This window comes from Bradyrhizobium elkanii USDA 76 (assembly GCF_023278185.1).
GTDB lineage: Bacteria > Pseudomonadota > Alphaproteobacteria > Rhizobiales > Xanthobacteraceae > Bradyrhizobium > Bradyrhizobium elkanii.
Genome location: NZ_CP066356.1, coordinates 8,505,744 through 8,530,950, shown reverse-complemented (window position 1 = coordinate 8,530,950; position 25,207 = coordinate 8,505,744). Strand labels below are relative to the sequence as shown.

25 protein-coding genes are annotated in these 25,207 nt (G+C 66.7%); 14 read left to right on the top strand and 11 right to left on the bottom strand.

Going from position 1 to position 25,207, the window contains the following annotated elements:
• Positions 1-45: 45 nt before the first annotated feature.
• The 5 genes from JEY66_RS40475 to JEY66_RS40455 form a co-directional block, all read right to left on the bottom strand.
• Positions 46-1,308, bottom strand: coding sequence for an MFS transporter (locus JEY66_RS40475; RefSeq protein WP_018269504.1), 1,263 nt, complete (start codon positions 1,306-1,308; stop codon positions 46-48).
• Positions 1,305-1,634, bottom strand: a complete 330-nt coding sequence (locus tag JEY66_RS40470) for a hypothetical protein (protein WP_016848133.1) — start codon at positions 1,632-1,634, stop codon at positions 1,305-1,307. Before JEY66_RS40470 ends, JEY66_RS40475 begins: the two co-directional genes overlap by 4 nt.
• The gene (locus JEY66_RS40465; protein ID WP_018269505.1) at positions 1,621-2,247 is read right to left on the bottom strand and encodes an isochorismatase family protein; all 627 of its coding nucleotides are present in this window, start codon (positions 2,245-2,247) and stop codon (positions 1,621-1,623) included. The genes JEY66_RS40470 and JEY66_RS40465 overlap by 14 nt, the downstream gene beginning before the upstream one ends.
• Before the next feature lie 41 nt (positions 2,248-2,288).
• Complete coding sequence (locus JEY66_RS40460) at positions 2,289-2,741, bottom strand: MarR family winged helix-turn-helix transcriptional regulator (protein WP_016848135.1); 453 nt, start codon at positions 2,739-2,741, stop codon at positions 2,289-2,291.
• 223 nt (positions 2,742-2,964) lie between these two features.
• Positions 2,965-3,279: a hypothetical protein gene (locus JEY66_RS40455; protein ID WP_240536739.1), complete on the bottom strand. Its 315-nt coding sequence runs from the start codon at positions 3,277-3,279 to the stop codon at positions 2,965-2,967.
• 248 nt (positions 3,280-3,527) lie between these two features.
• On the opposite strand from JEY66_RS40455, the gene JEY66_RS40450 reads away from it, so the two are divergent.
• The 9 genes from JEY66_RS40450 (at position 3,528) to JEY66_RS40410 (ending at position 9,848) form a co-directional block, all read left to right on the top strand.
• Positions 3,528-4,598: a sensor histidine kinase gene (locus tag JEY66_RS40450; RefSeq protein WP_018269506.1), complete on the top strand. Its 1,071-nt coding sequence runs from the start codon at positions 3,528-3,530 to the stop codon at positions 4,596-4,598.
• A gap of 49 nt (positions 4,599-4,647) precedes the next feature.
• Positions 4,648-5,304, top strand: coding sequence for a response regulator transcription factor (locus JEY66_RS40445; protein ID WP_018269507.1), 657 nt, complete (start codon positions 4,648-4,650; stop codon positions 5,302-5,304).
• 139 nt (positions 5,305-5,443) lie between these two features.
• Positions 5,444-5,830, top strand: a complete 387-nt coding sequence (locus JEY66_RS40440; protein ID WP_244620903.1) for a hypothetical protein — start codon at positions 5,444-5,446, stop codon at positions 5,828-5,830.
• 1 nt (position 5,831) lies between these two features.
• Entirely contained in the window at positions 5,832-7,583 is a 1,752-nt protein-coding gene (locus tag JEY66_RS40435; protein ID WP_018269508.1) for an OmpA family protein, read from the top strand.
• Positions 7,583-8,083, top strand: coding sequence for a GTP-binding protein (locus JEY66_RS40430; RefSeq protein ID WP_016848141.1), 501 nt, complete (start codon positions 7,583-7,585; stop codon positions 8,081-8,083). The genes JEY66_RS40435 and JEY66_RS40430 overlap by 1 nt, the downstream gene beginning before the upstream one ends.
• Before the next feature lie 282 nt (positions 8,084-8,365).
• On the top strand, positions 8,366-8,770 hold the full coding sequence (locus JEY66_RS40425; RefSeq protein ID WP_026192134.1) for a DUF3597 domain-containing protein: 405 nt from the start codon (positions 8,366-8,368) through the stop codon (positions 8,768-8,770).
• A 77-nt stretch (positions 8,771-8,847) separates the two neighbouring features.
• Positions 8,848-9,132 carry a hypothetical protein gene (locus JEY66_RS40420; protein ID WP_026192135.1) on the top strand — a complete coding sequence of 95 codons (285 nt, stop codon included), beginning with the start codon at positions 8,848-8,850 and terminating at the stop codon, positions 9,130-9,132.
• A gap of 78 nt (positions 9,133-9,210) precedes the next feature.
• Positions 9,211-9,630, top strand: a complete 420-nt coding sequence (mscL, locus tag JEY66_RS40415; RefSeq protein ID WP_016848144.1) for a large conductance mechanosensitive channel protein MscL — start codon at positions 9,211-9,213, stop codon at positions 9,628-9,630.
• A 50-nt stretch (positions 9,631-9,680) separates the two neighbouring features.
• Positions 9,681-9,848, top strand: a complete 168-nt coding sequence (locus tag JEY66_RS40410; protein ID WP_016848145.1) for a hypothetical protein — start codon at positions 9,681-9,683, stop codon at positions 9,846-9,848.
• Positions 9,849-9,893: 45 nt separating this feature from the next.
• Here JEY66_RS40410 and JEY66_RS40405 read toward each other — a convergent pair whose 3' ends face one another.
• The gene (locus JEY66_RS40405; RefSeq protein WP_038378315.1) at positions 9,894-10,712 is read right to left on the bottom strand and encodes a class I SAM-dependent methyltransferase; all 819 of its coding nucleotides are present in this window, start codon (positions 10,710-10,712) and stop codon (positions 9,894-9,896) included.
• Positions 10,699-11,163 (bottom strand): Rrf2 family transcriptional regulator, encoded by a 465-nt coding sequence (locus JEY66_RS40400; RefSeq protein ID WP_018269511.1) that lies wholly within the window; start codon positions 11,161-11,163, stop codon positions 10,699-10,701. Before JEY66_RS40400 ends, JEY66_RS40405 begins: the two co-directional genes overlap by 14 nt.
• Before the next feature lie 338 nt (positions 11,164-11,501).
• Here JEY66_RS40400 and JEY66_RS40395 point away from each other — a divergent pair, with 338 nt between their 5' ends.
• On the top strand, positions 11,502-13,589 hold the full coding sequence (locus tag JEY66_RS40395; RefSeq protein ID WP_051110139.1) for a tetratricopeptide repeat protein: 2,088 nt from the start codon (positions 11,502-11,504) through the stop codon (positions 13,587-13,589).
• Between the two features lie 7 nt (positions 13,590-13,596).
• Here JEY66_RS40395 and JEY66_RS40390 read toward each other — a convergent pair whose 3' ends face one another.
• On the bottom strand, positions 13,597-15,327 hold the full coding sequence (locus JEY66_RS40390; RefSeq protein WP_016843520.1) for an ATP-dependent Clp protease adaptor ClpS: 1,731 nt from the start codon (positions 15,325-15,327) through the stop codon (positions 13,597-13,599).
• A gap of 314 nt (positions 15,328-15,641) precedes the next feature.
• Here JEY66_RS40390 and JEY66_RS40385 point away from each other — a divergent pair, with 314 nt between their 5' ends.
• The 4 genes from JEY66_RS40385 to JEY66_RS40370 all read left to right on the top strand — a co-directional run bounded on the left by JEY66_RS40385 (position 15,642) and on the right by JEY66_RS40370 (position 21,075).
• The gene (locus JEY66_RS40385) at positions 15,642-17,984 is read left to right on the top strand and encodes a mechanosensitive ion channel family protein (protein WP_018269513.1); all 2,343 of its coding nucleotides are present in this window, start codon (positions 15,642-15,644) and stop codon (positions 17,982-17,984) included.
• Between the two features lie 320 nt (positions 17,985-18,304).
• Positions 18,305-19,405: an LLM class flavin-dependent oxidoreductase gene (locus JEY66_RS40380; RefSeq protein WP_018269514.1), complete on the top strand. Its 1,101-nt coding sequence runs from the start codon at positions 18,305-18,307 to the stop codon at positions 19,403-19,405.
• Between the two features lie 155 nt (positions 19,406-19,560).
• Positions 19,561-20,115, top strand: a complete 555-nt coding sequence (locus tag JEY66_RS40375) for a flavin reductase family protein (RefSeq protein ID WP_016847112.1) — start codon at positions 19,561-19,563, stop codon at positions 20,113-20,115.
• A 204-nt stretch (positions 20,116-20,319) separates the two neighbouring features.
• On the top strand, positions 20,320-21,075 hold the full coding sequence (locus JEY66_RS40370) for an SDR family oxidoreductase (RefSeq protein WP_016847113.1): 756 nt from the start codon (positions 20,320-20,322) through the stop codon (positions 21,073-21,075).
• A gap of 9 nt (positions 21,076-21,084) precedes the next feature.
• Here JEY66_RS40370 and JEY66_RS40365 read toward each other — a convergent pair whose 3' ends face one another.
• The 3 genes from JEY66_RS40365 to JEY66_RS40355 form a co-directional block, all read right to left on the bottom strand.
• Positions 21,085-21,489: a hypothetical protein gene (locus JEY66_RS40365; protein ID WP_016847114.1), complete on the bottom strand. Its 405-nt coding sequence runs from the start codon at positions 21,487-21,489 to the stop codon at positions 21,085-21,087.
• Positions 21,489-23,072: a tetratricopeptide repeat protein gene (locus tag JEY66_RS40360; protein ID WP_038378309.1), complete on the bottom strand. Its 1,584-nt coding sequence runs from the start codon at positions 23,070-23,072 to the stop codon at positions 21,489-21,491. Before JEY66_RS40360 ends, JEY66_RS40365 begins: the two co-directional genes overlap by 1 nt.
• Before the next feature lie 83 nt (positions 23,073-23,155).
• Positions 23,156-25,021 (bottom strand): sigma-54-dependent Fis family transcriptional regulator, encoded by a 1,866-nt coding sequence (locus JEY66_RS40355; protein ID WP_018269516.1) that lies wholly within the window; start codon positions 25,019-25,021, stop codon positions 23,156-23,158.
• Positions 25,022-25,207: the final 186 nt, after the last annotated feature.

Below are 25,207 nucleotides of genomic sequence, written 5' to 3'. Positions count from 1 at the left end.
CGCGTCCAAACACAGAGCAGGAGCGCCGGTCGGTGGCAGCCCCGATCAACGCTGCTGCGGCAGGTTGACCTCGCTCCTTCGCGCCTCCTGGCTGCGGCGCTCGGCTTCGCCGCCCGATCGGGACAGCATGCCGAGGGCAACGATCGCCGCGGCAAAGCCGGCGGCGGCGCCGACGCCGAGTGCCCAACGCGGGCCGAGGTGATCGGCGACCCAGCCGACGATCGGCGCGCCGATCGGCGTGCCGCCGAGCGCAACGCCGAGCCGCAGCGCCATCACCCGTCCGCGCATCGCCGGCTCGGTCGAGAGCTGCATCAGCGCGTTCGAGGTGTTGGTGACGGTCAGCGCGGCGACGCCGATCACGACCAGCGCCGCGGCGAACAGCCAGTAGCTCGGCGCCAATGCCGCGAGCGTGCAGCCCAGCCCGAAGATCGCGGCGCCCAGCATCAGCGAGCCGAAGCGCGGCTCCTCGCGGCTCGCGGCCAGCAGCGCGCCCGACATCGTTCCGAGCGCCATCATCGACGACAGCAGGCCGAAGCCACGCGCATCGGTGTGGAACACGCCAACCGCCATGGTCGAGATGAAGATCGGAAAGTTCAGTCCGAAGGTCCCGATCAGGAACAGCATGATCAGTGTCGCCCTGAGATCGGGCCGGGACCACACATAATGAAAGCCCTGCATCACGCTGCCTTTGGTGCGATGGGCGCGCGCGTTCGGACGCAGTTCGGAGGTGCGCAGCAGGGTCAGCGATGTCAGCACCGCCAGGAACGATGCGCCGTTGAACAGGAATGCCCAGCCGGTGCCGACGGAGGCGATGATGAGGCCGGCGACGGCGGGGCCGATCATGCGCGCGGCGTTGAACGAGGTCGAGTTCAGCGCGATCGCATTCGACAAATTGGTATCGCTGACCAGCTCGGCGACGAAGGTCTGCCGCACCGGGGCATCGAGCGCTGCCGCGCAGCCGAACAGGAACGCGAAGGTATAGACGTGCCAGAGCTGCACCAGCCCGGTGACGGTGAGAATGCCGAGGATGAGTGCAAGCGCGCCCATCGTCGCCTGAGTCGCCATCAGCAGCTTGCGCTGGTTGAAATGATCGGCGGCAAAGCCGGTCCACGGCATCAATAATAGTTGTGGCCCGAATTGCAGCGCCATCACGATACCGACGGCGGACGCGCTGTGATTTGTCAGCTGGGTGAGAACCAGCCAGTCCTGCGCTGCGCGCTGCATCCAGGTGCCGATGTTGGACACCAGCGCGCCGGCCGCCCAGACCCGATAGTTGAAGCTCGCGAGCGATCGAAATACGCGTCTCATGTTCTCTGAGGTTCATTCCCGCCGTGAAACCGCCCGAACCGTCGCGCCAGGAACAGGCCGATCAGCAGACCGCCGAGACCGAGCGCTGCGACGTCGCTGGTGGTTCGCAGGCCGAAGTCGCCGACGCGGCAGACCAGGAGATATCCGACCGCGAGGTTGAAGAAGCCCCACACGATGTTGACGGTCGATGAGGACAGACCTTCGCCGGGCGGCTTGGCGAACGGGCTCTGGAACGCTTCGCCCATCATGCCGGCGACGACGTGGGGGATCGCATTGGTGAGAAAGGCGCCGCCGAAGAAATAGGCGACGAGATCAAGCCAATTCATGAGCGTTGGTCCTTTCAACGAGATCGATGATCGCCTGCGTCGAGCCGGTTTCGCCGAGCCGCGGGAACACGTGCTCGACGCTGTAGGCATGCGCGTGCGGCCGCGCGTCGGTCACGGCGTCGATCGCGAGCGTGACGTTGAAGCCCGCTTCATAGGCCTGTCTTGCCGTCGATTCGACGCCGCCGGCGGTGGCGACGCCGGCGATCACGACTTGCGTGACGCCGCGCGCTCTCAGCAGGCTTTCGAGGTCCGTGCTGGCAAATGCGCCTCGCGTTCGCTTGGTCACGACGATGTCGCTGGGCCGCCGGTCGAGCTCCGGAATGAGATCGGTCCATCCGTCGGGAAGCGGGCCGCCAAATGGATTTCCAATTGGATTTCCAATTGGATTTCCAATTGGATTTCCCTGGCGCGGCGCCTGCTCGGTTCGTCCCGGCGAGCTGCCGTCGACATTGACCAGCGCGACCGGCAGGCCGCGCCGCCGGAACGCAGCGCCAAGCGCGGCGGCGCGAGCCACGATGTCGCCGATCGGATGGGCGAAGGGCCAGCCCATGAGGCCGCTTTGCAGATCGATGACGATCAATGCGGTGATCGGATCGAGCGTCGTCAGGGCCATGGTCGTTACCTTTCTCGCAAGCTGTCGCGGCGCAGCCAGCCTCAATCCTCGACCAGCCGCTTCAGCAAGCCGACGGCGGCGGCGAGTTCGTCCTGCTCCCGCGCCGACAGCCGCGCGGCGATGGTGCGCGACAGCCAGTCCTGCCGCGCGGCGCGGCCGGTGCGGAGCCGCTCGCGGCAGCTATCGGTGAGCGACATGATGGTCTGCCGGCCGTCGTCCGGATCCGGCGCGCCGCGGACCAGGCCCGCAGCCTCGAGCGCCGATATCGCCGAACTCATCGACTGCGGACGCATGCCCTCCGATCGCGCCAGGCTGGACACGGTCGCGGGGCCGTCCTTTTCGAGGCGAAGCAGCACCGCGACCTGGGAAGGCGGGAGGTCCTCGCGCTGACCCTGCTCGCGAAGCCGCCGCTTCAGCTTTCCAATCAACAGGCGAAGATCTTCGGCCAGCGCGGATGTGCGCGCCGAGCCGGGACGGGCCGGTACATTGCTCATGCCGGACCGGATAGCATATATGAAGGTAAACTGTAAAGATTGTCTTCGCAGTTTATCTGCATACGTGTCCTGCTGCAGCCAGCCGGCTGGTCCGACGCTGCTCGCGGCCGGAATCGGCGCGGCACGCGGGGCGTCTGCGCGCATGTGACGCCGGCCAAGCCTCTGCGGAGAAATGAAATGGATGGTGAGGGTTTTGAGAGCGCCTCAGCGCAATGGCGCGCGCTTACTCGGGCGCAGCGTCGCCGCTTGCCGCGGCCTCGTACATCTCGCGCGCGCGCCTGGTCACGGCCGCATAGCGCGCCGTCGCGCTGAGGCTCATCAGGCCGGCGCGCACCAGTCCGAGAATGGCGCGTCGGGAGTGGAACGGTCCGGTCTTGCTCGCGGCATATCCGCGCGGATAGAGCTGCAGGCGGCCGGCGAGCGCTTCCTGCAACGCCATCTTCTGGGTTGCGCTCAGGCGCCGGCGCCGCGCGGGTCTGCTTGCTTCCGCCAGCATGCGCAGCTCGATGCCCGACGGTTTTCGTGGTGCGCCCTTCATTGTCAGCTCACATTCCGGCCGACTGGCGCGACCTTCCGCGAGGCCCGGCGCCCGGCCGGCATCGCCATGGACGCCGGCATGTGGCACATCATGGCTTGCGCTGTTGCTCATTCGTGAGACAGAACCGCATTTCGAGCAGCGGCGGCATCTGACGAAGGTCAGGACCGGTTGTGACGAAAGTCATATTCGTTTGCGACCGCTGCCGGCTTACGCCAGAGTGGGCTGCTCGCTGAGCTGATGGGCAACGCATGATCGATCTGAGCGCGGATTTGCTTGCGGCCGCAGAAGCCGACGTCATCGGTCTCGCCGTCATCGGCGCCGATCGAAGCATGCAGCGGAAGATCGGCCGGCTGGTCGAATGGCTTCCCGCAACCGGCGTCGATTGCTGCGAGTGTGTGTTGCTGGTCGGCATGGAGGCCGAGTTGGCGGCGCTTGCCCAAGGCCAGCGGGACATGATCGCGCTGGCCGGTGTGCGTGGCGCGTCGCCTGACATCACGCAGCCGATGACGGCGGTCGTGCTGTGGAACGGTGCGCAGTCGCATTACTTCGTCATCGCCATGCCGGATTTTGCCGGCCGTCAGGTCGAAACGCTGCTCGGCAGCGAGCGCCGCGCCCGGCGCCTGATGGAGCAGCAGCTCGAGGCGGCGAGCGCTGAGGTGCGCTTTGCCTCGCTGGCGCGGACGCGGCTTCGGCTGGCGCGCGATCTGCACGATACGCTGGTGCACTCGATCGTGGCGCTGCTGACCCAGATCCGGCTGATCCGGCATTATCTGTCGGCCGATCCCGCCCGTGTGGCGGACAGCCTTGCGACCGCGGAAGATGCGGCCGCGAGCGGCCTGAACCGCGCCCGCGAAGCCATCGATCGCCTGCGCACGCCCGACGATCTGAAGCTTGATCCCGACGTCGAGGGGCTGCTCAGCGACTTCGCCGCACGCAGCGGTGTCAGGGTGTCGATCCAGATCGACGAAGCGGCGCGCCCCGGCTTGCGCGATTGCGGCCTGACGGTTCAGCGCATTCTCAGCGAGGCACTGCGCAATGTTCAGACGCATGCGCAGGCGCGCCGCGTCTCCTTTCACGCCTTCGACGAACCGGCCGCGGTCGGCCGCAAGCTGATTGTCGAGATCCGCGATGACGGCCGCGGCTTCGATCTCGCGGTCCCGACTCCAGGACATTTCGGATTGATTGGAATGGCCGAATTTGCTGAACTTGTCGGCGGCAGCTGTGCGGTGGAGAGCGCGCCCGGGCAGGGAACGCTGGTCCGGATCTCGCTCCCCGTGGCGGTGCCGCCGGCAGCGTCTGCCGGTGTGCTGGCCGATTGAATTCGCAGCCGCGCATTCAACGCGTTTTCGAGAGGATGACGGAAAGCCCGTGAGCAGAATCGAGAAGATACGGGTGCTGATCGCCGAGGATCAGACCCTGATCAGGGAAGGTATCGCCACGCTGCTTGCCCAGCAGAACGACGATTTCGAGATCCTTCCCGGCGCGGCCGATGGCGAGCAGGCCATCGAATTCGCGCGGCGCTATCGGCCGGATGTCATCCTGATGGATTTGCAGATGCCGCGGGTCGACGGCATCGCCGCGACCCAGCGGATTCTCCGCGAATTGCCGCAGACCCATATCGTGGTGCTGACGACGTTCGAGACCAACGATCTGATCTTCGAGGCGGTGAGCGCAGGCGCCAAGGCGTATCTCCTGAAGGACGCCAGGATGGAGGAGATCGCCTCGACGATCCGCGCCGTGATCAACGGCCAGTCCGGGCTTTCGCCCAGCGTCGCTGCGCGCATCCTCGACGAGTTCAAGCGGCTGCGCGGCCCGCGCGTCTCGGCGAAGCTGCCGGTTCGTGACGGGCTGACGGCGCGGGAAAATGAAATTCTTACGCTGATCGTCGAGGGCAAGAGCAACACCGAGATCGGCGAGCAGCTGCATTTGGCCGAAGGAACCGTGAAGAACTATGTCAGCACGATTCTGGAGAAATGCCAGGTCAAGAACCGTACAGAACTCGCAATAAAGGCAATAACTTACTAGAAATAATTGGCCGCGATCGCACAACCACGCGGTTGATCCGGCTGAGATTGCTCGCCTTTCTCTGGGCCGCGCCCGCAAAATTGGCTATAGGGTTGTTTCGGATTTGCTTTTCGACACCGCAGGTCCGGATTGCGCAGCTATGAGTAAGCGGGAAATGACCATGAAGGGTATCGAGCGCCAGACCAAAGGTACGGACGGACCGGCGGACGCTCCGGCGGCCGGCAACGGCGTGGATCCGGCGGCGCATGGCATGGCGGCGATCGATCAGGTTCGCGACCTGCTGTTCGGCGGCGCGCAACGCTCGCTCGAGACCAACCTCTCGGGCCTGCGCGAGGAGATGCAGGCATCGCTCAAGCAGATGCAGGCGGACTTCACCAACGAGCTCACCGCGCTGTCTGCGCGGCTCTCCGACCTCGAGCATGATACCGAGCAGAAGCGGCTCGACTCGCTGAAGGATGTCGGCGCGGCGATCACCCAGCTCGGCTCGGTCATCAGCGGATTGGGATCCGGCCGCACGGGCAAGTAGCATGGCAGCTGCTGCCGGCCAGAACCGCGAGATCGAGCAGCTCAAGACATTGCTGTTTCAGCCCGAGGCGACCCGTCTGACGTCGCTGGAGGCCGACCTCGACTCGCTGCAGCGCTATGTCGGCAACGCCGACCGCCTGGAGACGGCAACCGCGGGCATCCTGGTCGAGGCGCTGGAGCGCGCCGAGGTCAACCGGCCGCGCGAGCTCGCCAGCGCGATTGCGCCGGTCGTGGTCTCGGCGATCCGCAGCGAGATCAAGAATTCGCGCGAGCAGATGATCGAGGCGCTCTACCCGATCGTCGGCCGGCTGGTCAGTGCCGCGGTGGCGAATTCGTTCAGGGAGCTGGTTGCCTCGCTCGAGCAGCGCATCAATGCGTTGACCTCGGCGCAATTGTGGGTCGGCCGCGTCAAGTCGCTGGTCACGGGACGCCCGATCAGCGAATTCGTGCTCGCCGATCAGCCGCCGCAGATCAACCGGCTCCTGATCATCGAACGCGGCAATGGCCGCCTGATCGCGGACTGGAAGCGCGATGCGACCGCCGACGAACGCGCCGACCTGCTCAGCGCGATGGTCGCGGCGATCCTGGAGTTCTCGGTGCAGGCGCTGGCCGGCGAAGGCAATCTGCAGACGCTCGATTTCGGCGGACGGCAGCTCGCGCTGCGCGCCTCGCCGCGCTTCATCCTGGCGGCGGAGTGCCTGGGACCGCTGCGGCCCGCCGACAATGCCAGGATCAACTCGCTGTTCTTCGATGCGATCGAGCGCATCGACCGCGGCGCGGATTGCGACGGTCCGATGCTGGCGTCGCTGGCAGCCGCGATCGAGACCGACGACACGCCACGGCGGATCGCGAGCCGGCGCGGCAAGGTGATCCTGTTCGCCTTGCTCGCGGCGGTGGCCGCGCTGTTGCTCTGGCTTGCCGCGACGTCGGTGACGCGCGGTCTTGTGGAGCGGCGAACCCAGGCGGCGCTGGAACAGCTCGCCGCAAAGCAGCCGTTGCTGGCCTCGTTCCCGCTGCAGCTCGACTTCGATCACGGCGGCCGAAGCGTGGCCGTTTCAGGCATCGAGCCGAGCCAGCTGGAGACCGCGCCGTTGATCGATGCGCTCGCCGCGGCCGCGGCACCGTACAAGGTCGTCAACCGCATCGGTCTGGTGTCCGCACCGGAGCAAATCGCGGCATCGCAGGCCGGCATCGCGGGCCTGCAGCAGAGCCTGACGCGCCTGCAGGCGAGCCTCGACCAGATGCGCGAGGCGATCGGTGCGCAGGCGAAGTCGGCCGACCAGAAATATACCGCCCTGAGCGAGCAATATGACAAGCTCGGCGAGCAGTATGCCAAATTGGCCGAGCAATATGCGAAGCTGCAAGCCGTCGCCGACGGCCCGGCGGCGCGGCTCGACCGCTTCATCGCCACCACCGCGATCTTCTTCGCGAACAATTCGGACGAAGTCCTCGACAACGACCAGGCCGAGCAGCAGCTGCGCGAGCTCGCCGGACTCATGGCGAACAACGATCTCAGGCTGCGCATCGTCGGCTATGCCGATCAGAGCGGCACGGAGGGCACCAACCGGACGCTGGCGCGCAAGCGGGCCGAGCAGGTCCAGCGCAGGCTGACCGCGCTGGGGGTCGATCCGTCGCGGCTAATTTTGGTTTCGCGCGCGGCGACGATGCCGATTACCGACCGGGTCGACGCCACCGTCGGCGGCAACCGCCGCGTGGCGTTCGAGACGGTCTATCGAGGCGAAGTGGCCCGCTGATGCTCACCGCAAAAGTCATGCTGCTCGGCGATATGGGGGTCGGCAAGACGTCGATCCTCTATCGGCTGATCTACAACCGGTTCGAGGGCCAGTACAAATCGACTCTGGGCGTCGAGATCCTGAGCCACGACGTGGTGCCGGCGGATGGCAGCGATCCGATGCGCCTCGTGCTGTGGGACACCGACGGCGATTTCGGCACGCAGATCTTCGACACCGTCTATGTCACCGGCGCATCCGCCGCCATCATCGTGTCCGACGTCACGCGGCCGCAGACGGTGACCCGCATGGTCGAATTGGTCCGCGGCTTCGAGGAGCGCTTCCCCGGCCGGCCCTATCGGGCGCTGCTGAACAAGATCGATCTGCCGGAAGCCGCGGGCAGCGCGGGCGCGATTGCCGGGCTCGCCAGGTCGAGCGTCAAATCGGTCAGCGCCAAGACCGGCGTCGGCATTGTCGAGAGCTTTGTCGAACTCGCCCAGACCATCCGCCGCCGCCAGCTCTAGTTAGCGACAACGCGCACACGTCTGTGTCAGCCGTCCCGACTTCTCGGGGCTGGCGAATCGGGCCGGGACGGCTGACTTCATCGCACGTGGGGCGTGCGATGAAAGGCTGTCGCGCGGCCGCAGAAAGCCGCACGCTTTCCCCGCCAACAGCACCACGCCGTCCCTCACTCCGATAGTGACGATGGTCATCTTCCGCTCGGCCAATGGCCTGCCTATCGTCCGCCCCGTCACTGGAAACAGCCACGGGACGAGCGGTGTCTCGGGCGCACGGAGCGAGAGATCATGAGCATTTTTGGAAGCATCATGGGTGCAATCTTCGGCCACGGCGCCCAGGCCAAGACCGCTGAGAGCACGACAACGACAGCGCCCGGCGCGGCGCCATCGGCGTCGGCGTCTGCATCCGCTGCGTCCGGCACGGCGGCGGCACAAACCGTCGACGTCGCCGCGATCGTCGACAAGGCGGCCGCTGCGACCGGCGAGAAGCTCGACTGGCGCAGCTCGATCGTCGACCTGATGAAGGCGCTCGGTCTCGACAGCAGCCTTGCGGCGCGCAAGGAGCTCGCCAAGGAGCTGCACTACACCGGCGACACCAGCAACACCGCCACCATGAATGTCTGGCTGCATCAGCAGGTGATGGCGAAGCTCGCCGCCAATGGCGGCAAGCTGCCGGACGACATCAAGACCTGACGTCCCGCCTCGAGCCGTGCGCGGCGCTCGCGCCCGCACGGTTCCGAACGATGTGTATTGCGTGAGGAGCAGCTGCGATGACCTCATCTCATCCTGCCATCATGAACCGGCAGCGGCCTGCCATGCCGCGGTTTGGCGCGGCGCTTGCTGCGGGAATTGGATTCGTCGCGCTGGCGCTCGGCATCCATGTCGCCATCGCCCGCGCGGATAATTCCGCCGACGAGCCGCACCCGGCCAATGCGAATGTGCAGCGCGCCGCGCAGAACCTGCCGCCGGCGCGGGTCATCCTGCCGGCGCCATGGGAGCAGGCCGCGCCTGCGCAGCCGGTCGCGGCGCCCGCGAAGCCGGCCGATCGCAAATAGTCTTTCGTCCCCTTATAGCGGCCGGCGATCCAGTCGCCGCGCCGTGCCATCGCATTCATTTGGAGAACAGGAGATCACATGCTGAAGGAATTCAGGGAATTCGCCATGAAAGGCAATGTCGTCGATCTCGCCGTCGGCGTGATCATCGGCGCGGCATTCGGCGCGATCGTCTCGTCGATGGTGGCCGATATCATCATGCCGATCATCGGCGCGATCAGCGGCGGGCTCGACTTCTCCAACTATTTCACGGCGCTGTCGAAGTCGGTAGCGGCGACCAACCTGGCCGATGCCAAGAAGCAGGGCGCGGTGCTGGCCTGGGGCAACTTCCTGACCCTGACGCTCAACTTCCTGATCGTTGCCTTCGTGCTGTTCATCGTGGTCCGCCTCATGAACCAGCTCAAGCGCGAAGCGCCCGCGGCGCCGGCCGAGCCGCCGAAGCCGACCAAAGATCAGGAGCTGCTCGCCGAGATTCGCGATCTCCTCAAGTCGCGCGCGTAGCAATCGCTGCGAATTCCACTGCGTACAGCCCCCAGCTCTGGAGTCTAGCCATGCCAGATCAGGTCAAGCTGCCCCGAAAATTGTCGCAAGAGCCCGGTGGTGAAGAGCCGCTACGGCCGAGCCACCGGCGGGTCATCGAGGAACTCGATCGCTGGGCCAACAGCCCCGGCCTGCAGCCGCCGAGCGATGAAGAAAAGCCGGACGACGACAAGCGCTAGTGCCGGCAGGGGACCGCATACGTAGTCGGATTACGCCAGCTGCGGTCAAGCCCGCCGGGCCGTCGCGATCAGCGCGGTCGACGGAATCGCGAAGCTGTCGCCGACTCGCCCCCGCTCGATCTCGCTCCGGAATGCGCGCGCGACTGCGGCGCTCTGCTCGGCATCGAGCCCGCTCCAGTGCGGCATGAACTCGAACAATCTGTCGACGTCGCCGGGATTGGCGACATTGAGTTTGAAGTCGTGGGTGACCTCGGCAATCGCCGGATCGGAGAAGCCGGCGGCGACGAGCGCAGCGGCGAGGCGGCCGGGATCGGCGAGCTCGGCGAGGCCGGTGCAGGGCATCGGCGTGACGTTGTCAGGATAGAGCCGCCGGATGATCTGCGAGAGCAAGAGATGCACGGCGGCGCCATCGGCGCTTTTCCAGACCGCAATCGCCGCCGATCCGCCCGGTCGCGTCACCCGCGCCATCTCGCAGAGGCCGGCGCGCCAGTCCGGAAACAGCATCACGCCGAACACCGACACCGCCGCGTCGAACGCGGCATCCGGCAGATCGAGCGCCTGGCCGTCCATCTGCCGCGCCTCGATATTCGCCGCACCATGCGCCCGGACCCGCGCCACCATGCCGGCGGAGAAGTCGATCGCGGTGACCTGGGCCCCGGTGCGGGCGGCGGCCAGCGCCGCGGCGCCCGTGCCGGTGGCGACGTCGATCACCCTGGATGACGGGTCGATCGGCAGCGTTGCGACTGCGGCGTCGGCGAACAATGTCGTGAACGGCTGCGACTGCGCCTCATAGGCGGCGACCATTCTGTCCCAGTGCGCGGGATCGTTGTACGGCAGAGCTTTCGCCGGCTCACTTGACTGCATGAATCTGGTCCTCGAGGCTTTGTTTGTGTTTGGCGAGCCGGCGCTTGAAATCCCTCGCGAGCGCGTCGAGCGTCACCGCGCCGAGCCGCTTCAGGAACAGCGCCTCGACCTCGCGAAACGCGTCTCCGAGCGCGTCGTTGACGGCCTGTTCGACCAGGCAGCCGGGATTTTCCGAGCGATGGCCCATCGCAACGATCGTGGGCGCGCCGACCGCGCCATAGATGTCCGCGAGCGTGATGTCGGCGGGATCGCGCGCCAGCGTCCAGCCGCCGCCATGGCCCTTCTCCGAATGCACCAGACCCTGCTCGCGCAGCCCCGCCATCACGCGGCGCACGACCACCGGGTTGGTGGCCATCGCCTGTGCAAGTTGCTCCGACGTGACCGGCTCGCCGGCCCCGATCATGTGGAGCAGGCCATGCAGGACGCTGGACAGGCGGCTATCGCGGATCATGTAACTTCATATGTTACATGATGCGATGGCCGTCAAGGGGGCGATGGCGGCTATCATCGCTGCTGGTCGCCCTCTTACCTCCCCTTGAAAAGGGGAGGTCGCTTTGCTCGACAGAGCAAAGCGGGTGGGGATCTGCTCTATCCACTTGCAGCGTCGTCTGCCGCTGACCCCCATCCCGACCTTCCCCCTTTCAGGGGGAAGGAGAAGATCAAGGACCTGCACCCGGGCTTTGATTGTTCAACCGAGATTCGCGTGCCGGATTTGACGCCGCCGCCCGTTTAATCCGCATCGGGGTGTTTGGCAGGGGCGGTATCGTGGGCAGCGTGGCGGTCGATCGGATGTTGCGGGATGCGGTGGCGCATTACGGCGCGGGCCGCGCGGCGGAGGCCGGCACGCTGTGCGGCGACATCCTCACCGCCGATCCCGACCATGTTCCGGCGCTGCATCTGTCCGCCGTCATCGCCTTCGCGACCGATCGTGCCGCGGAAGGCGCGCTGCTGCTGAACCGGGTGTTCAACCTCGATCCGGATCATGCACCGGCCTTCGCCACGCTCGGCGATGCGCTCGACGTGAAGGGCGAGCACGAAGGCGCGGTGGCGGCGTTTGAGCGCGGCGTGATGCTGCGGCCGCAGGATGCCGGCCTGCACATCAAGCTCGGCGTCGCATTGTGCGATCTGTCGCGTTTCGACGAGGCCGAGACCGCGTTCCGCCGTGCGATCGCGCTCGATGGCGGCCTGACGCGGGCGCGGTTCAACCTCGCCGTCGCGCTGGCCGGGCAGCAGCGGCCGGTCGAGGCGGAGCAGGCCTATCGCGAGGTGATCGCCCGCGATCCGGTCTACCACGGCGTCTGGCTGAACCTTGGCAATGTGCTGAGCGATCAGAAAAGGCACGAAGCGGCCGCCACGGCCTATCGCCGCGGACTTGCCGCGGATCCCGACAATGCCGGATTGCATTGCGGCCTTGGTGCGGCGCTCTATCGCCAGGGCTTGCTGGACGACGCGATCCTGCATTACCGCCGCGCGATCGCACTCGATCCCGGCAACATCGCGCCGCAGCGCCTGCTGGCCATGGTGCTGCACGAGGCGGGCGAGCGCGAGGAGGCAGTGCGCATCTATCGGCAGGTCTCGGCCCGCGACCCGTCCGATCACGTCATCCTCAACAATCTCGGCGCCTGCCTGTTCGAGCTCGGACAGGTCGACGACGCCATCGCCTGCGCCGAGCTCGCGCTGGCGCTGAAGCCGGACTACGCCGCCGCGCACACCAATCTCGGGATCATCTTCGAGGCGCAGAACCTGGTCGAGGCCGCGGTCGCCGCGCATCGGCGCGCCATCGAGCTCGAGCCGCTCTATGCCAAGGGCCACGCCAACCTCGCGGTCGCGCTGCGCAATGCCGGCGAGATCGATGCGGCGCTGGTGGCCTCGCGCCGGGCGATCGCACTCGATCCCGAACAGCCGCTGGCGCATTACAACCACGCGCATTTCCTGCTGATGAACGGCGAGTTCGGGGAAGGCTTTGAGGAGTATCAGTGGCGCCGCAAGACCAGGATGCTCAGCGACGGCGATCCCGTGTTCGACGGGCCGGAATGGCAGGGCGAGCCGCTCGCCGGACGTACGCTGCTGTTGTTCGCCGAATACGGGCTCGGCGACGCCATCAATTTCGTCCGTTATGTGCCGATGTTGGCGGGCGGTGGCGGCCGGATCGTTCTGCAGGTGCAGCCGGCGCTGGTCACGCTGCTGCGGCCGATGCTGCCCGATGTCGCGGTGTTCGCGCGCGGCGAGCCGCTGCCGCCGTTCGATCTGCAGCTGCCGCTGCTCAGCCTGCCGCGGATCTTCCGCACCACCGTCGAGACCATTCCCGCAGCGACATTCTATCTGCGGGCGGACGCCGGCAAGCTCGCGCGCTGGCGCGAGGCGCTCGCCGGGGTGACCGCGCTGAAGGTCGGCGTGGTTTGGGCCGGCAATCCCAGGCACAAGGGCGACCGCCAGCGCTCGCTGCCGGCGGACGCCGTGCTGCCGCGGCTGGTCACATCAGGCGTGCAGCTCTACAGCCTGCAGAAGGAGCCGCGGCCGGACGATGCTCCCGTGCTGCGGGGCCTTGGTGCCGGCATCGTCGACCTCGCGCCGATGCTCGGCGACTTCGCCGACACCGCGGCGGCCGTCTGTGCACTCGATCTCGTCATCGCCGTCGACACCTCGGTGGCGCATCTCGCCGGCGCACTCGGCCGCCCGGTCTGGATGCTGTGTCCCTATGCGCTCGACTGGCGCTGGCTGCGCGACCGCGCCGACACGCCCTGGTATCCGACCATGCGGCTGTTCCGCCAGGACAAGCCGCAGGCCTGGGACCGCGTGCTGACGCGGATATCGGACGAACTCGCGCGTGCCTCGGCCGGCGAGCCCGCGCTGCTACTGCCGGCAGCGGCGAAGTGATCGGCCATCACCCCGCACTCATCCCCTGCGCGCCGCCGAGCAGCTTCACGTTGAGCCGGCCGCCGTCGAACAGCATCTCGTTCAGCGCCCCGTCGATGTCGTCAGCGGTGACATCCTGGCCTCCCTCGCGGGCGATGCTGGCCTGCGCGATGCGGCGCATCAGCTCCTTGATGAAGGCGGCGCTGACGCCGGCGGTGCGCTGCACCGCTTCGTCGACGATCGGCTGCTCCAGCGGCAGGCCCTTGCCGTACAGCCGGATCAGCTTGCTGCGTCCGGTCTCGTCGGGCAGCGGCACCTCGATCGCCTGGTCAATGCGGCCGGGCCGGCCGGCCAGCGCGCTCTCGAGCTCTTCGGGACGGTTGGAGGTCAGCACGAACAGGATGTCGCAATCCTCCTTCAGGCCGTCCATCTCGTTAAGCAGCTTGTTGAGCAGGGATTCCTCGCACGGTCCGCCCATGTCCTCGCGGTCGCGTGCGATCAGATCGACGTCCTCGATCACGACCATGGTGGGCTGCAGCAGCCGCGCGAGGTTCATATAGGCGCCGAGCAGCCCGACCTGCTCGGCGGTGATGATCAGCGTGGTGTGATCCGGCAGGTTGGTGGCGAGATAGCGAATGGTGTGGGTCTTGCCGGTGCCGGGCGGGCCGTAGAGCAGGATGCCTTTGCGGGTCGACTGGCCGAGCCCGCGCAGCAGATCGCGGCTTTCGACAAAACCGAGCACGTTGCGGTCGAGCAGCCGCAGCGTCCGGTCCGGCAGAATTACGTCATCGCGGGCGACCGTCGGCAGGCGATGCACGGTCAGTCCACGCGATCGTCCGCGATAATTGGCGCCATCCTCCAGCGACAGGATCTTGCCGCGATAGGATCGCGCCGCATGCACGGCGGCCTCCAACTCGGCGAAAGTGCGCTGCACGAAAGCATTGCCGGTCGCGCCGGCGGGCAACGCCAGCTCGATTCGCAGCGACGGCTCGTGATTATATTCGCGATGGAACGTCAGCAGCACGGCGTAGCGCAGTTCGCCGGTTCGGCACAGCCATAGTCCATTGGCGAGGCATTTCACCGGCTCGGCCTCGCCGATATCGACGTCGCGATATTGCGGCGGCGCGATCGCCGGTGCATTGCGGCCGGCCTTCATCAGCGCCGCGAAGTCGAGCGTCTCGTAGCGATATTCTTCATGGATGCCGAAGAAATGGATTGGATCGGTGAGCAGCTTGTCGATCGCGACCTGAACGTCGGCGCGCATGTGGCCCGGAAACTGTCGCGCCCGTGTCACGATCAGGTTGCGCGGAACGCCGGCGAAATGCCAGTCGAGCGCAACGTAAGCGGACCGAAACGTCTCGCCCGGCAATTCTTCCGAGCTGCGGCGTGCAGCGAGCAGGCAGTCGCTGCACAGCGACGCAGTCGTACCGGGGATCAGAATTTCCGTCACAGCCCTCGGGGCTTCGCAGAGATCGCAGGGGCGGCTGGCGTCGGCGGATTCGGTGGTGATCATCAATGGCTGGCCGTTGGAGCGGATCAGCCACTTCGCCGAGTTGAAGATTGCCCGCGCGACCGGTCCCGGATAGGGGCCGCACGGAATGGCGCCCTTGGCCTCGATCAAGGCAGCGGATGCGATGGCTTCCTGCTCGGATTTCCCGAACACCGTGCGCAACAAATCCTGGACGAATTCCAGCGGGGTTTCATCGTCGTCGTGAATGAAGAGCCGCACCGGACCGTCGTCGCTAAACACGTCGTGCATGAGACCCCCGAAACGCAATTGGGAACAAAAGAACAAAGTAAGAACATCACGGCCGCTCCTGCGCGTCAAGCGAAAGATTCTGCGGCCTCACCCCTGACGTGTAGTGAGCCGATCGGCCGGGAACGCGCACTGGAAGCGTAAACGCGGCTCAACGCCTGTGACGATTGTGTTGCGGCAAATGCCAAGAGATGGCCGTCACAACGGCAAACTTCCGACACACCATCGGGGCGAAAAGGAGTATCCGACATGGCGCGAGCGCGAGAGCAGATTCCTCCCAAGGGTTTGCGGTCGCGCAGTTATTTTATGAGGCCCTCGTGTCGCACAAACTTCGCCTTGCGCTGCTTCTCGTCGTCACCCTGTTCGTCTCTCCCGCGTTCGCGCAGCCGGCCGCCAAGCCGGCGCCGCCGCAACCCGTTACCAGCGATGCGCTGACGCCCGAGCAGGCCAAGCGCGCGCTCGACACGCTGCAGGACGACAAGAAGCGCGGCGAGATCATCAACACGCTGCGCGCCATCGCCAATGCCTCGCCGCAGGCGGCTGCCGCGGAGCCGGCGCCGGAGCAGCATTCGCCGATCCCGCTCACCGCCGACAGCCTCGGCGCACAGCTGTTGCTGATGGTGTCCGAGCAGGTCGGCGAGATGTCGCGCGAGGTCGCCGACGTCGCGCGCACGCTGACGCATTTCCCGGCGTTCTATTACTGGTTCGTGCGCACCGCCAACGATCCGGTCGCCTATGGCCTCTTGATCGATATCGCCTGGAAGCTGGCGCTGGTGTTCGGCTGCGCGCTGGCCGCCGAATGGGTGGTGTTCCGCCTGATCAAGCGGCCGGTCGCGTTCCTGGAAGCGCGGCTGCCGCAGACCGCACGCGTACCGGTGCAGACGCTCGCCAGCGTCGATCCGCCGTCGTCGGTTGCCGACGTCACGCCGGCGCCCGAGTTGCAGCGGCGCCGGCTCAGCCTCGCGCGGGCCTGGCAGTCGCTGGTCCGGCTGCCCTTCGTGCTCGGCCGCCTGCTGCTCGAATTGCTGCCGGTCGTCGTGTTCGGCGGTATCGCCACCGCGCTGCTCGGCACCGAGATCGGCGATCAATCGACCACGCGGCTCGTGATCCTGGCCGTCGTCAACGCCTATGTGTTCTCGCGCGTCTTGATCTGCGCGGTGCGCGCGCTGGCAGGGCCGTTCGGCCTGTTCCGCGTCCGTGCCGAGACCGCGGCCTATATCGAGATCTGGGCCCGGCGTATCGTCGCCGTCGGCGTCTCGGGCATCGCCTTTGCCAATGTCGCGCTGCTGCTCGGGCTGCATCGCGCCGGCTATGCCGCGCTGATCCGGCTCGTGATGCTGGTGGTGCATCTGTTCGTCGTCGTCATCATCCTGCAGTGCCGCCGCCAGGTCGCCGACGTCATCCGCGCGCCGGCCGATCGCACCGGGCTTGCGGCGCGAACGCGCAACCGTCTCGCGGCGCTCTGGCATGTGCTGGCGATTGCGCTCGACCTCGCGCTGTGGGCGGTGTGGGCGCTCAACATCCGCAACGGCTATTCGCTGCTGCTGCAATATTTCGTCGGCACCATTGCGGTGCTGCTGGTGACCCGCCTCGTCACCATGGTGGTGCTGAGCCTGATCGATCGCGGCTTCCGCATCAGCCCGGAGCTGATCCAGCGCTTCCCGGGGCTCGAGGCCCGCGCCAACCGCTATCTGCCGCTGCTGCGCAAGGTGGTCACGGCGGTGATCGCCTTCATTGGCTTCGTCGCGCTGCTCGAGGTCTGGGGCGTCGACGCCATCGTCTGGTTCTATGGCGGCCAGATCGGATCTCGCCTGATCTCGGCGCTGGTGACGATCGGGATTGCCGCGCTGGCCGCGGCCGTGATCTGGGAGGTCGCCAATGCGCTGATGGACCGGCAGATCGACACCCTGTCGCGCGAGGGGCATTACGCCCGCGCCGCGCGCCTGCGCACCTTCCAGCCGATGCTGCGCACCGCGCTGTTCTGCATGATCGTCGCGGTGGTCGGGCTCACCGCGCTCAGCGAGATCGGCGTCAATGTCGCGCCGCTGCTCGCCGGCGCCGGCATCGTGGGCATCGCGATCGGCTTCGGTTCGCAGAAGCTGGTGCAGGACCTCATCACCGGGCTGTTCCTCCTGATCGAGAACACCGTGCAGGTCGGCGACAACGTCACGGTGTCGGGGCTCTCGGGCGTGGTCGAGAACGTCTCGATCCGTACCATGCGGCTGCGCGCCGGCGACGGCTCGGTGCACGTCGTGCCGTTCAGCGCGGTGACGACGATCACCAACTCCAGCCGCGGTGCCGGCAACGCCGCGGTCAGCGTCAACGTCTCCTACAAGGAGGACACCGACCGCGCCGGCGAGGTGCTGAAGGACATCGTCGCCCAAATGCGCCAGGAGACGGCGTATCGCGCGTTCATTCGAGGCGACCTCGAATTGTGGGGCGTCGACAAGGTCGACGGCTCGGTGGTGACCATCGTCGGCCAGATCCGCTGCACCGATAGCGGCCGCTGGGCGGTGCAACGCGAGTTCAACCGCCGCATGAAGCGGCGCTTCCAGGAGGAGGGCATCGAGATCGCCTCGATGGGCCAGACCATCCTGATGCAGCTTCCTCCGCCCTCCGAGCCCGATACCAACGCCCAGCCGCGCCGCGCGGCGGGCTGATTCCTGACCCTCATCCTGAGGAGCCCGCATAGCGGGCGTCTCGAAGGATGTAGGCCACAGACGGGCCTCATGGTTCGAGACGCGCATTCGCGCTCCTCACCATGAGGGGCATTATCCGTCTCACGATTGCGACGCGTCTCGCGACCGTGAGACGGTCGCAGCGCTCCTGAACCCGCCGACCGGCCCCAGCCGGCCGAAAACCGGCCGTTCCCACCCATTCCCTGCGACTTCCTCCGCTGGCACAGCGCTTGCTGATCGTCATGCAATGCGCGGCAAGACGCATTGCATGACTGAACCCAACGCGAAGGAAGGAAACGCACATGGAGCTTGGCTACTTCACCATGCCCTCGCACCCGCCGGAGTGCGGCTTGAAGGAGGGCCACGACTGGGACCTGCAGACGCTGCGCTGGCTCGACGAACTCGGCTACCAGGAAGCCTGGATCGGCGAACACCACACCGCGCCGTGGGAGCCGCACCCATCGCCCGATCTGCTGGTGGCGCAGGCGCTGCTGCAGACCAAGAATCTGCGCATCGGGCCCGGCGGCTTCCTGCTGCCGTATCATCATCCCGCCGAACTCGCCAACCGCGTCGCGATGCTCGATCATCTCTCGAACGGGCGCCTCAACTTCGGCGTCGCGGCCTCGGGCCTGCCGAGCGACTGGGCGATGTTCAATGTCGACGGCATGTCGGGCCAGAACCGCGACATGACCCGCGAGGCGCTCGAGATCATCCTGAAGATGTGGTCCGAACCGGGGCCCTGGACGCACAAGGGCAAATATTGGACGGTGAGCAAGCCGGACACGATGTTCGACTTCCTCAAGCCGCACATCAAGCCGTTGCAGGGCCCGCATCCGCCGATCGGCGTCGCCGGCCTGTCGAAGAATTCGGACACGCTGAAGCTGGCCGGCGAGCGCGGCTTCATCCCGATGAGCCTCAACCTCAACCCGGCCTATGTCGGCAGTCACTGGGACTCGGTCGAGGCCGGCGCGGCCAAGACCGGCCGCAAGCCGAGCCGCAAGGACTGGCGGCTGGTGCGCGAGGTGTTCGTGGCGGATACCGACGAGGAGGCGTGGAAGCTCTCGACCGGCGACATGATGGGCCGGATGATGAGCGAGTACTTCCTGCCGCTGCTCGGCCATTTCGGCTTCAAGGACTATCTGAAGCACGCGCCCGATGTGCCAGACAGCGACGTCACCGTCGAATATTGCGCGCGCCGGAATTGGATCGTCGGCTCGCCCGCGACCGTCACCGAGAAGATCGAGAAGATCTACCGGGAGGTCGGCGGCTTCGGCGTCCTCTGCGTGTTCGGCTTCGACTACAAGCACAAGCCGGAAGCCTGGCGGCACTCGCTGGACCTGCTCAAGAACGAGGTGATGCCGCGACTCAAGCATCTCGGCGCCGAGTTCGAGAAGGCTGCATGACAGCTGCGCGGGGTGCGGGGCTTGCCTCGCACCCCGCCTCGCATATCTTGAACGGAGTGTTTTTACCGAAGCATGATCCGGACCCGGCGGGCCGCGTTAGCGCAAAGTGCGAAGCAGTTTTCCGGGCAAGATCATGCTCAAACAGGGCTTGCGGCATGACGGTCGACGCACAGAGTTTCAAGCAGGCGATGCGCCATTGCGCGGGCGCCGTCGCGCTGGTGACGGTCGGCTCGGAGACCGGGCAGCGCACCGGCCTGACCGTGACCTCGGCCTGCTCGCTGTCGGACAATCCGCCCTCGGTGCTGGTCTGCGTTAACCGTAACGCCAGCGCGCATCAGCGCATCCGCGAGGAGCGCCATTTCGTCATCAACTTCCTGAACGAGGACCACGCGCTGCTGGCGCTGACCTTCTCCGGCCAGAAGGGCGTCAACGGCGACGACCGTTTTGCGTTTGGACGCTGGACCACCGGCGCCACCGGCGCCCCGGTGCTGGAGGATGCCGTCGCGGCGTTCGACTGCGTGCTGGCGCAGGAGCTCGAGACCAAGACCCATTCGATCTTCATCGGCGAGGTCCAGCACGTCCGCGCCGCGACCACGGTCGATCCGTTGATCTATCTGCGCAGCGGCTTCCAGAGCGTGCGCAACATCCATGATCCGGTCGAGCTCGGCGACCTCGACGCGCGGCGTGTCAGCTGGAACGAGTTTTCCTGAACGGTTGACGAACCGCACGTCAGCTCAAGTCAATCAGCACTGCTGACCGATCCCGATCAATTTGACGAACGCGCCGGAAGCGCGAGCGGCATGTTATAAGCGCTCGTCCATACGCCGATAAGTCGGCGCGGTCATCGCGCTTGACGGTAGCAACCGGAAAACAAGCGCGTCCCAGAATCTCTCGTCGTCGAAGGGAGGCCCACCATGAAGATCGTTGTGATCGGCGGTACCGGACTGATCGGCTCAAAGACCGTTGCCATTCTGCGGCAGCGCGGCCACGAGGTCGTCGCCGCCTCGCCGAAAAACGGCATCAATGCGATCACCAGCGAGGGGCTGAAGGAGGCGCTGGCCGGCGCGGCCGTCGTGATCGACCTCGCCAATTCGCCCTCGTTCGAGGACAAGGCGGTGATGGAATTCTTCGAGACCTCCGGCCGCAACCTGCTGGCGGCGGAGAAGCCGGCCGGCGTCAGGCACCATGTCGCGCTGTCGATCGTCGGCACCGACCGCACGCCCGAGAACGGCTACTTCCGCGCCAAGGTCGCGCAGGAGAAACTGATCGAAGCGTCCGGGATTGCCTACACCATCATCCGCGCGACCCAGTTCATGGAATTCGTCGGCGCGATCGCCGATGCGAGCGCAGTCGGAAACACGGTCAGGCTCTCGCCCGGCCTGTTCCAGCCGATCGCGGCGGAGGACGTTTCCGCGCTCGTCGCCGATATCGCGCTCGAGCCGCCGCGCAACGGCATCGTCGAGATCGCAGGTCCCGACCGCGCGCCGTTCAACGAGATCGTGGCGCGCTACCTGAAGGCAAAAGGCGACCCGCGTGAGGTGGTCAAAGACCCTGACGCGCTTTACTGGGGCGGCCGGGTCGAGCAGCACTCGCTGGTGCCGCTCGGCGAGGCGCGCCTCGGCGGCATTGATCTGAACGAATGGCTGCGCCGCGCGCGGCCGGCGGCCTGACGGTATCGGCTATTTGAGCCACACCAGCAGCGGGACGGGGGGGCGTCCTTCGCAGGACAGCGTGCCCTCGTAATTGCGCGTCTTGCGGGCGCTGTAGGTGCAGGGCGCGCCGTCCAGCACCAGCTCGGCGGTGACCTGCGAATCCGTGCCCGTGATTTGCAGCTTGATTTCTCCGGCGCGTTCGTCCGGCCCGTCCTGCGTGCAGATGCCCACATGCTTCATCTTGAGCGGTCCGGAGAACTGCCTCGGCGCGCCCGGCGGGCTTTCGGTGAGATGTCCGGTCAGCTCCCATTCGCCGAGCACGCCGGCCTGGCCGAGGATCTCCATCGCGCCAACCGGTGGCACCTGGCAAAGCGATAGCGCGACGGCGCCGAGCAGCGCCGCACCACCGCTGCGCCATGTCGTCCGTGGCATCACAGCTTGCTTCCGGTCGTCTGGCGCAATTCGATCAGCTCCGGCCGCGACAGATCGGCATCCGCGGTGAGCCGGGCAATCTGATCAGCGCATTCCCGGGTCTTGGCCTGATCGCCGGTCGCCTTGGCGCTCTTGATCATGCCGAGATAAGTCGCCAGCCGGTTGGGCTCCTTCTTGAGCACGGCTTCATAGGCGGCGAGCGCCTCCCTGGCCATGCCGCGATCGAGCAGCATCGCGGCGTAGAGCTCTCGCGCCGGCGCCAGCGGTCCCGGCGTGACGGGATGTTTCTCGGTCTTGTCTTCCGCCTCCGCGGCGGCGTTCATCGCGCCGAGCGCCTCATCGTACTTGCCTTCCGCGTACAGCACCCAGGCGCTCGCGATCTGCTGCTGGATGTCGACGATGTTGGACCAGTAGGCGTCCTTGGCGTCCTTCAACTTGTCGCGCAGCTCGACCAGCTTGGCGACATCGGCCTTGGCGGCGGCCGGGTCGCCGGAGCGCGCAGCGCCGACCGCGCGGGCGAAATAGGTGATGGCGTCAGCATAGGCGTATTTGGTCGGATGCACTTCAAGCGCGGCGGCTCCCTTCCAATCGCCGCGTTCGAAGACATAGCGGGCCTGGCTTGCCGCCACCGCGAAGGGGCCTGCGAACCGGTCGAGCTTGAACTGGAGCTTGCCGAGCTCGTCGATCACCGCACGCGCCTCCTTGTCCTGGCCCAGCTGCAGATAGGCATAGACCAGATAGTCCATCGCGTGCGCCTGGTCCTGCTGCTCACCGTCTTCCTTGGCGATGCGCGCGGATTCCTTGTTCGAGGCGATCGACTCCTTCCAGTAGCCGACGCGCGTGAAGATGTGCGACGGCATGTGCTGGGCATGCGGCGCGTGTTCGGCGATCTTGGCATAGCGCATCGCCGCGGGAAGGCCTTTCGCCGCGAGTGCCGGGTAGTCGTAGAGATGGATCAGATAGTGGGCGATGCCGGGGTGCTCGGGCTGGCGCTTGAAGATCGGTTCGAGCAGCGCCGCGCCCTTCAGCTGGTTGGCGTAGGTCTTGTCGGCCGGCGACGCCGCGACGTTGAGCGTGATCGCATAGGCGATCTGCGCCTCGTCATCGTCGGCATAATGCGCCGCGACCTGCTCTTCGGCCGCGAGGAATCGCTGCACGCGGGTGCGGTGATCGACCTTGTCGTAGTCGACATACATCGCCGCGATCGCATCGATGTATTCCCGCTCGCGCGGGGTGCCGGCATTCAGCGCCTGACCTTTTTTCGCAGCCGCAAGGCCGAGCGGAAGGTTTTCCGGCGGCGGCGGCGCGTGCGGATTGTAGAGATAGCTGAGCGCGATGCCCCAATAGGCGATGGCGCATTGCGGGTCCGCCTCCAGCACCTCCTCGAAGGTGCGCCGCGACGCGCTGTACCAGAACGAATGCTGATACAGCATGGCGCGATCGAACAGCTCCTGCGCTTCAGGCTTGCAGGATGTCACGAAATGGACTTTGCCCAATCGTTGCTCAGTAGAATCCGAGGCGGCAGGCTGCGAAATGGTCGCGGCAATGAGGCCAACGACCACAGCGAGGGGAAACCGTGTCATGTGACCCGCTCCGTGGCGCTGAAGGCGAAAGCCGTACGATATCACCTTTCCCGTACCGCCGGAACAGCGGGAGCCGTTCTGGTCTAGCTGTCCAGCGCGATCCCTAACGCCTTGATCTTCCGGTACAACGTCGCGCGGCTGAGCCCGAGCGCCCTGGCTGCGTTCGTCACTCTTCCGTCATTGGCGCGCAATGCATCGACGATCGCGGTGCGCTCGCGCGTTGTGTGATCGGCCTCCGCACCGCGTGCGCCGAACGGCGGCAGATCGAGATCCGCTTCGGTGATGACGGCGTCCTCCGCGGTGGCGCCGGCGAGCCGCAGCACGTGGCGAAGCTGGCGCATGTTGCCGGGGAACGGATAGGCCATCAGCTGCGCCCAGGCGTCGGCCGCGATGCGGCAGTGCGGTGCTTCCTCGTCGGCGATCTGCGCGATGACGTCCTTGCGGTCGGTGCGCTCGCGCAACGCGGGCAGGCGGATCTCCATGCCGCGCAGCCGGTAATACAGATCGGAGCGGAAGCTGCCGTCCTCCGCCATCCGCGCCAGATCACGGTGCGTGGCGCTGATCAGGCGGATGTCGACGGCGACAGGCTTCAGTGCGCCGAGCGGCCAGACCTCGCGGTTTTCGAGCACGCGCAGCAGCCGGGTCTGCAGCGAAAGCGGCATGTCGCCGATCTCGTCGAGGAACAGCGTGCCGCCGGAGGCCTGCACGATCAGCCCCTTCGATCCCTCGCGCCGCGCGCCGGTGAAGGCGCCGGCCTCGTAGCCGAACAGCTCGGCATCGATCAGGCTCTCCGGCATCGCCGCGCAGTTCAGCGCGACATAGTTGCGGCCGGCGCGGTTGCTCGCGGCATGGATGGCGCGCGCGAACACGTCCTTGCCGGCGCCGGTCTCGCCATGCAGCAGGATCGGCAGATCGAGATTGCCGACCGTCATCAGCCGCTTCACGCCCTTGATCAGCACGGGATCGCGGCCCGCCAGCCTGTGCAGGCCGGAAAACTGTCCGGCCGGTTTTTCGCGCGGCGGCGTGGATGGTGGACGCGGCGATCGGGTCCGCACCGGCGGCGCCAGATGGCCGCGGCCCCACGGCGTGCCGTCGGCGCGGCGCAGCGCGACCTGCTCGTCCGCGGCCCGCGTCGCGCGATCGTCGAGTTGAATGAGATGCGACAGGTCGATGCCGTCCTCGATCATCGCATCGCTCAGGCCGAACGCGGCGCGCGCCGTGCGGCAGGCGCCGACGACACGGCGGTCGTCGTCATAGGCCAGCATGCCGTGCCCGTCGCCGGGCAGCATCGCGATCCAGGAGGCCCGGTAGCGCCGGCGGAAGAACGACTGCTCGATCCGCCGCGTCGCCTCGGTGGTGACGGCGAGCGCCAGTTCATGCGCGCTGCGGCCGAGGTCGCTGCGGCACGAGGTGATGTTGACGGCGCCGGCGAGCCGCCCGGCATGATCGAACAGCGGCGACACCGCGCAGGTGAACATGTGCCACTGCTCGCGGAAATGCTCGTCGCCATGCACCAGGATCGGCCGCTGCTCGGCGAGCGCGGTGCCGAGCCCGTTGGTGCCCTCGAACGTCTCGGCGAAGTTCGAGCCGGTGTAGATCTTCCACTCCAGGAACATCCGCGCGTAATCGCCCCCGGGCAGCCGGCTCACCAGCATGGTGGCGTTGGGATCGGCGAGGTTGACGCAGTAGCCGGAGTCGTGGAGCACGCGGGCGAGGTCCTCGAGCTCGGGGATCGCGACCTGGATCAAATCCTCCATCGGCTCGGCGAGGTGCCTGACCTCGGCCTCGGTCAGGGTCTGCGGCGGCCCGCGCCGGGCCGGATCGAGGTTGTGATTGACGAGGCAGCGCCGCCAGGACGCGGCAATCCGCGTCTCGGTGTCGACGCCGGCCACCTGGTTGGCCGCCGACAGAACACGGGCGACGTGATTTGAGGCCGAAAGATTGGCCATCCAGAGGTCTCCACCCCTAATTTTCCGCGAAGTCTGGCAGTCCGCGGCCGAATGTCAATTGGCCGGCGGGGTCGCGGGGCGGGGGCGTTTTGGGGGGAGGCAGTGGAGTGGGCGCGCGGGCCGCCGACTCAATTCGACCTCCCCCGCAAGCGGGAGAGGGGGCGCAACCCCTGCGCGGCCGCCATT